3 protein-coding genes and 2 pseudogenes are annotated in these 2,875 nt (G+C 64.9%); 2 read left to right on the top strand and 3 right to left on the bottom strand.

Annotation, left to right across the window (positions count from 1 at the left end):
* Nucleotides 1-88, top strand: a pseudogene (locus ACWEBX_RS38835) (hypothetical protein); the annotation flags it as partial.
* A 49-nt stretch (nt 89-137) separates the two neighbouring features.
* Here the strand turns inward: ACWEBX_RS38835 and ACWEBX_RS38830 are convergent.
* A complete protein-coding gene (locus tag ACWEBX_RS38830; RefSeq protein WP_451889417.1) occupies nt 138-320 on the bottom strand; it encodes a DUF397 domain-containing protein in 183 nt (60 codons plus the stop codon).
* A gap of 1,113 nt (nt 321-1,433) precedes the next feature.
* Here ACWEBX_RS38830 and ACWEBX_RS38825 point away from each other — a divergent pair.
* Nucleotides 1,434-1,856 (top strand): hypothetical protein, encoded by a 423-nt coding sequence (locus tag ACWEBX_RS38825; protein ID WP_451889416.1) that lies wholly within the window; start codon nt 1,434-1,436, stop codon nt 1,854-1,856.
* A gap of 93 nt (nt 1,857-1,949) precedes the next feature.
* Here the strand turns inward: ACWEBX_RS38825 and ACWEBX_RS38820 are convergent, their stop codons facing one another.
* Nucleotides 1,950-2,459 (bottom strand): hypothetical protein, encoded by a 510-nt coding sequence (locus ACWEBX_RS38820; protein WP_451889415.1) that lies wholly within the window; start codon nt 2,457-2,459, stop codon nt 1,950-1,952.
* Nucleotides 2,460-2,642: 183 nt separating this feature from the next.
* A pseudogene (locus ACWEBX_RS38815) lies at nt 2,643-2,875 on the bottom strand (serine/threonine protein kinase); the annotation flags it as partial.

Here is a 2,875-nt window from a genome sequence, read left to right as displayed (position 1 = left end):
GGCGGGCGTGTACTGGCTCGCGGTGGCCCTGATCAGCGTCGTGGGAACGCTGATCAGCGACAACCTGACCGACAACCTGGACGTGCCGAGAGTCGAAAAATAGCGGAGAAAGCTGGACCGGCCCGCGATGGTGATACTCAGCGCAGTCCATTGAGGAATGCCTGCCATGAATGGCCGGGGAAGGTCAGGACGGAGCCCGCCGGGACTTTCGAATCACGTACGTGCAGAACAGCAGAACTGACTGCAACCTCAACGCAGTTCCCCCCTCCGCTTGCGCTGCTCTTCAGCCAGGTCAGGGGAGGGCTGGGAATCTTGTCCATGAGGAAGCTCCGGAGCAGAATAATGTGGGCATGACACGCGGAGCGCACCGGATAAGCGATGCGCGTGGCAAAGATTACATCAGTCGCAGACGGTCGGCTGCCTGTGCCGGCAAGCGCGTGTTCCTGGTGGAGGGGCTGGTCGGCGGGGCGGTAAGTGTTGGGTGCCCGTCGGGAATGCGTCCATCGGATGACGGGGAAGCGGGCGCCAGCTCGCTTTATGCCAGGTGGCTGCCTGAAGCTGTGCCAGCCGAATGGCGGACGGCGATGTGGCATCGGCTGACTATGCCGTTGGTGCATGGCGCTGAGCGTGGCGGCTGACAGAAAGAAGCCATCTGCCACTTGGCAGATGGCCCTACGGTGCCGATACTGGAGCAGAAGGTATCCACGCCCCTTGTTGACAGGCAGGGGCACCCCCTTTGCGGCGGCTACCGTAAAGGATTTTGACGGGTTTGCACTGAATAATCCATTCAGTGCAGGCCCGTTTCTTATTACCCCGAACGAAGAGCTCTTGGCACGCCTCGTTTCGTCATGCAAAAATTACCTCGAGAGATGTCTGGTCTTTACAAAAGGGAGCCATGTGTCTCTCGGTCCGGAAGGGAGGTGAAAGTGTACAAGGAGATCGGAAAAGTCGTTACGGACGCACTGCAGAGCTGGGCCAAGACGATGCGTCTGTGTGTGATTCTCTCCGCGGTAGCCGCCGCGGGAACCCTGGCACTTCTGGTCATGTAGTGAACTGTCTTTCTTCATGAGGCAGTGGATACCTGTGAGGTGGGGACCCCTTCGTTCCTTTTGGACGGTCTCCACCTCCGTCTGTGATCATGCCGATTGCCGCGCCCGAACGGTTATGCGACATCTGACCTCCACTGTGAGTTCCTGACGCCCTGGCAGACACATACAGGCCGACGGCGAAGGAAGAGGCGTGGTGATACCGCCGCCTTCCCGCGGATACCATCCGTGCCGTCCGGACGCGGGTGACCAGAACACCCGACATCGTCCGAGGTCCGGCTGAGCATGGGTTCTGGCAACAGGCTCACTCCCGCGCAGTCCCCGGGAACGGTGGGATGATCTGTCCTCTCCGGTACGCCTGGCGACGCCCCGTGCACCGGATCGCCGGTGACCGACGAGGAGGACGAAGGATCGATGACGCTGAACGTGGGCCAACGGGTGCGGCTGGCTGCGGATCTCCGGCTGGCCGGGTCGGTGACCCCGGCCGGAGAGCCCCCGGAGGAGACGGGCGCCTTCGCCGCCTCTGTGGCCCTGGCAGCGGGCATCGAGGGCACCGTGGAGCGGGTGGACGAGCATCACCGGCAGCAGAGCCACGAGGTCCGTGAGTACCTGCGCCTCAAGTCGCTCCTCGACGACTTCGGCCCCCAGATGCCGCCGGCGAGCAGAAAGCAAGTGGAGGAGCAGGTGGGGGCCTTGGAGGAGCAGTGGGCCGCCTACCAGCGGCAGATGCTCCGCATCACGGTCCGCGTCCGGCTCGACAACGGATTCGTCCTCGACGACGCCCCCGAGGAGGCTTTCGCCCCCGCCTGACCAGGGCTTCGCCGGCCACCTCGACGGACGCGGGAATCAGCTCAGCGACCCCCGCCGACGCCGGGCGAGCCCGAGCCCGTAGAAGCCGATTCCTCAGAGGACGCCACGCAGGTCGACGACCGGCTGGTCCTCCAGCAGGTAGGCGCGGTAGCGGCCCTCGGCGAACATCTCCCGCAGATACATGCCGGGGAAGTCCAGGACATCGCGCCGGTCGGCCAGTGCCAGCCGGACGTGATAACGGCTGTCGCCGTCGAGGACCAACACATCGCAACTGTGCGGCTCCGGCGCCTCGATGCCGATCAGGGTGATGCGGTCTACGGCCATCTGATCGACCCATGCGGCCAGGTCGTCGAGCAGCCACGCCATGTTCATCCAAGCCGGCGCGTCGGCGCCGGGCTGCCAGTCGTACGTACGGCGTGCCTCGCGTCCGGTTCCGGGCGGCTCGCCTCCGAAGTAGACGGGCGGCTCTGACGGGCCGCCGACTTCGGTGAATTCGATGGCGCGGGACCGGAGCGTGAGTTTGGTGACGCGAAATCGGTCGAGGCCGAGGTCGAAGGCGACCTCGGCCGCATGGGTGAGGAATTCGCTGTCCTGATCGGCCACGAACGTGTCTTCCCGGGTGTTGGAGAGCCGCCCCCAGGGCGGGACGGGCGGCGTGAATGGGAACCGGGGTCGGAGCCGCCCGAGTTGTCGGCCCTGACAACGGCCGGATGCGGGGATCATGAGCGGCGGCAGGCAGGGCGACCGGCATCCCTACGTCACGCCGTCGGCCGCAGCCGACAGGCCTCAGTCCTGGGCCGGCATCACCCGGGTGACCTTGCCCTTCAGGTCGGCGTCCAGATAGCCGGTGACGTGTTCGTCGGCGAGATAGACAGCCAGTCCCAGCGGGGTGTCGAAGGTGTCGTCGGCAGGGCGGACCAGGACGTAGCGCATGGTCGGCCGTTGTACGTTCAGGTCCTTCTTGGCCTGCTTCAGCAGTGCGGGAAGGACGTCCCAGTCGAAGCTGTCGAGACTGAAGG

The sequence above is a fragment of the Streptomyces sp. NPDC005070 genome (assembly GCF_053600395.1).
This window is presented reverse-complemented; position numbering and strand designations above follow the sequence as displayed.